Here is a 3,942-nt window from a genome sequence, read left to right as displayed (position 1 = left end):
CTCTATGTGCTCGGGCTTCTTGGGGTCGAAGAAGTTGGCCAGCAACTCTTCTTGTTTGGCACGTGCCCAAGGCTGAAACGGCACCTGACCATCGGCCGGATCGCTGACACGACTCGGCGCACGTTGTTCACGCGGCGGCCGCGCCGGCCGTCTTGGCGTGGACAGACCCTGTGCCGAACCACCGCCGAGCCCCGCGGGATCGCCGGGAATTCCAGCCTGCGGATCGGTGAAGTTATCGTGGTTGGCGATGGTGTTGGACCAATGCCCTTGGATGTCTGGCTGACCATCCGGCAAGCGCTTCCCTTTCCACTTGCCGTGCGGCACTTTCTCAACCGTATTGGTTCGCCACGGTCCCGGCCCTTCTTGAGCGTTGCTCGACAACGGCACGAGCACCGTCACCAACACGGTGACCGTGAGCGCCGCGAGTTTCTCGAATCCAAAGCTGCGGCTCATTGGCGGCCCTTCTCTGCTGCGTCATCGCGCCGATACGGATAGTCGTCGCCGTACTCGAGCGTGTGACAGTAGTTTTCGATGAGTTGGAAGTTCTGCTCTTTATGTCGATACAGAATCACATTGAGCGTCCAGGGCCGCGTGAACACGTTGGGATCTTCGATGGTGGCCCGGTACTCGATGTGATCGGGCCCAAGAGGCTTCCAACGCTCGACCACGTGCAGATCTTCGCTATGAAAGTTGCCGGCGCGGTCGAACCACGGCTGGTCGTTGAAGTGAGTGACATCGACTACCAGCGTGTCGCCTTCCCAATGACCGCGTGAGTCGCCGAACCAGAACAACAGATTCTCGCCTTCCGGATGCAAGGTGCCATTGGTATGAATGGTCCGCGTCTGGTGCGTGAACTGATACAACAAGGTGATATCGCGCCCTCGCTGCAGAATCTGAAACGGCTCGCCGCCGTACTGCGCACGCGGCGTGCCCAGCACGAAACACTGGTTTCGCGGATCCAATTCCACACGGTTGGCGAAATTTTTCTGCCGCTGTTCCAGGGCCCAGGGCTGATAAGGAATTTTGCCGCCTTCGACCACGCCCCTGCCCGGTGGCGCATCCTGGCGCGCTGGGTGCGGTTCGAGGTCGTAGTCGACGTTGTCGAGCGTCTTCCAGATGCCGCTCAGATCCGGTTTGCCATCGGCGGTTCGCGGAATCTTTGACGGTGCGGCGACAGCGGCTACCGATGCGGCACAAAGGATTAACGCCGCGAACAGCCGGGCAGCCGCGCCCGGCCGGTTCGCGGCAAGTTGAGTCACAATCATGTCCAATGGAATGTCCTTGCAGAAGTGAGTTACTGCGGCGGAGCGTCCGGGCCGTTGGGATCGCCCGCATACAGATCGCGCCCGTCGGGCAGCTGCACGCTGGCGGCGTTCACCACCGCCTTGCCGGTCTTGGCTTGATAGCCTTTGACGGTGACCTCCAAACCGATGGGCAGATCCGAGCGCTGCAAGCCGCGCCGGCGCAAGGCTGCGACGGCGCCGAACTCGACGGCCCAGTTGGTCACTGAGCCATCCGAATTTTTCACATCGATGTATACCCAGCTGTGCGGGTTGACCCATTGGATCTTGGTGAGCACGCCTTTGAGCGCCAGCGGCTTGTTCAAATCGTACTCGGCCGAAAAGGCATGGTGAGCCGAGGCCAGCGGCACCGCGAGGGTGCCGGCCGCCACGCCCAACGATGCAGCGACGGTCACGGGCAGTTTGCTTTTCATGGTTCTCACCGCGTCGAGTAGCTCAAGCGCGCGTAATAGAACGCACCGTTCGCGCCTTCCGGATGGATGAACGAGTACCGGTTGATGCCGTTCACCTGATTGGCCGTGATGAACTGCTTCGGATACGTGTCGAAGATGTTGTCGGCACCGATACTGAAGCGCGTGTTCGGCGTCAGCTGCCGGCGAATCTCCAGATTGGTGTAACCCTTGGCGCCATACGTTTCGTCGTACAGCGGGTTGGTCGGGTGCACGTACGTGTACTTGCCGTAGTACTGCTCCGTGACACTCACGCCCCAACGATGATCGAGACCGAAATCCCAATCGATGCCGAGCACCGCTTTGTACTCAGGATAGGCGCGTTCCGGATTCAACAACTGATGTCGCTGGAACAGATCGACGCTGGTCACGCGGTTGGGTCGAACCCAGGTCACTTCCGTTTCATGCCACGCCACGCCCAAGTGGAAGTTGAACGCGTGCTGATCGAAGTCGAGCTGGTAGCGACCGGCAACATCGACACCGTCGGTGCGCGTGTCCATACCATTCACGTAGAAGCTGATGTTCTTGTAGTCGGCGATGCCGTTGGCCGCCGTCACCGCCTCCACCATCGTGCCAGTGAGCGCTTGCGTGCTCAGGATGCGATCGTCGATTTCGATACGATACGCGTCGACCGTGACTGACGCGTTGTCGATCGGCCGCCACACGAAGCCCACCGAGAAGTTACGCGAAGTTTCAGGATCGAGCGGACCACCGCCCAACGCGAGCGTGACCGGATCGTCCGGACGCGTCAGACGAGTACGATTCGGCACCGGCGCGACGCCACTGTGATTCCACGTCGACGTGTAGCCGCTGGATTGATACGACAGCGTACCGATGCTCGGCGCGTGATAGCCCGTGCTCGCACTACCGCGGAACGCGAATGAGTCAGTGAGATCGTAGCGAGCCGACAGCTTGCCGGTCGTAGTGACGCCGAAGTCCGAGTAGTCTTCGGTGCGCACCGTGGCAGCGAGCAAGAGTTTTTCGCTGAGATAGAAATCGCCACCGACATAGATGCTGGCCACGTCGCGATCGCCTTCGGTCACGTCCCAAGGCGCGATACCTTGTTCGGCCGCGCCCCAGCGCGCCGGCTGGCCGGCATTCGGACCGTCGAGAATTGGCACGCCGCCGTTATTCCACGCCTGCTCCTCGCTGACTTTGGACACCCACCACTTCTCTTTGCGCCAAGCGACGCCGGACGACACCGCCAGCGGTTTCGCCAGCCAGGAAACCTCCAGGTCGCGGTTGTAATCAACGGCCACGTTCAATTGGTCGGCGATGGTCTGGCCCAGATAAAAATCCGTCTTGCTGTTCAAGCCATAGCTCGGCGACACCAAGTTGAAGTTGTGCGTGTCGCGTTCGTGGCGGCCATAGCCCACCGAGAAGTCGAACTGGCCACCGAACGAAGGGTCGTAACGCACGCCGGCCAGCGCCGCGTAGTTGGTGTCGTAGTAGTCGCCGATGATTTGGAAGCCGTCCGGGAAAATAGCGCGCACGTTCGAGTCGGACGCCGGCACTTCCGGTTGCACCCAGCTGCGGCTGTCGGTATCCGCAAAGTTGAGCCAGCCGTAGGCACGCGCGTTGTCGCTCAGATCGAAACCAGCATTGACCAACACCGCGGCATGTTCGACTTCTGCATTACCAAACTGACCGACGCGATCACGACCGAAAGGCTCGCGCGGGTCGGCGGTGCCAAGGTTGCTGCTGGCTGCGAGCGGTGTGCCGTTGGCTAGATAACGGAAGTAGCGACGGCGAATGTCATCACCGCTTCGATCGGTGGCGCCACGCTGCGAAAGATCCGCGCTGATGTTCAAGAAACCGTTGCGAGGCAGACTCGTGCCCCACCAGCCGCTCAGCGCGTACGTGTCACCGTCGCCTTTCGCATATTGCCCGAGCGTCGTGGTGAGTCCGCCGCCCTCAGCGTCTTCACGCAACTGCAGATTCAACACGCCGGCGATAGCATCTGAACCGTACTGTGCCGAGGCGCCGTCCAACAGGACTTCGACGCCGCGAAGAGCGCTCACTGGAATGGTGTTGACGTCAGCGGCGCTACCGCCACCGAACATTTGCAGACCGCCGAGCGTCGCCGAAGTATGTCGACGTTTGCCGTTGACCAGCACCAACGTGAGATCCGGCGCTTGGCCCCGCAGCGATGCAGCTCGCGTGGAACCGCCACCTTGTCTCGCAGCTTGCCC

Annotated in this window: 3 protein-coding genes and 1 pseudogene; all 4 read right to left on the bottom strand. The window is 61.1% G+C overall.

Going from position 1 to position 3,942, the window contains the following annotated elements:
* Positions 1–453, bottom strand: a pseudogene (locus JNL55_RS34800) (hypothetical protein); the annotation flags it as partial.
* On the bottom strand, positions 450–1,265 hold the full coding sequence (locus JNL55_RS34795) for a hypothetical protein (RefSeq protein ID WP_293865789.1): 816 nt from the start codon (positions 1,263–1,265) through the stop codon (positions 450–452). The gene JNL55_RS34795 and the pseudogene JNL55_RS34800, both read right to left, overlap by 4 nt.
* Positions 1,266–1,294: 29 nt before the next feature.
* Complete coding sequence (locus JNL55_RS34790) at positions 1,295–1,714, bottom strand: DUF6152 family protein (protein ID WP_293865786.1); 420 nt, start codon at positions 1,712–1,714, stop codon at positions 1,295–1,297.
* 5 nt (positions 1,715–1,719) lie between these two features.
* A partial coding sequence (locus JNL55_RS34785) for a TonB-dependent receptor (RefSeq protein WP_293865783.1) occupies positions 1,720–3,942 on the bottom strand: 2,223 nt, incomplete at its 5' end.

The organism is Steroidobacter sp. (assembly GCF_016790065.1).
Classification (GTDB): Bacteria; Pseudomonadota; Gammaproteobacteria; order Steroidobacterales; family Steroidobacteraceae; genus Steroidobacter.
Note: the sequence above shows the minus strand (reverse complement) of the source record. Positions and strands in the feature narration are given on the sequence as shown.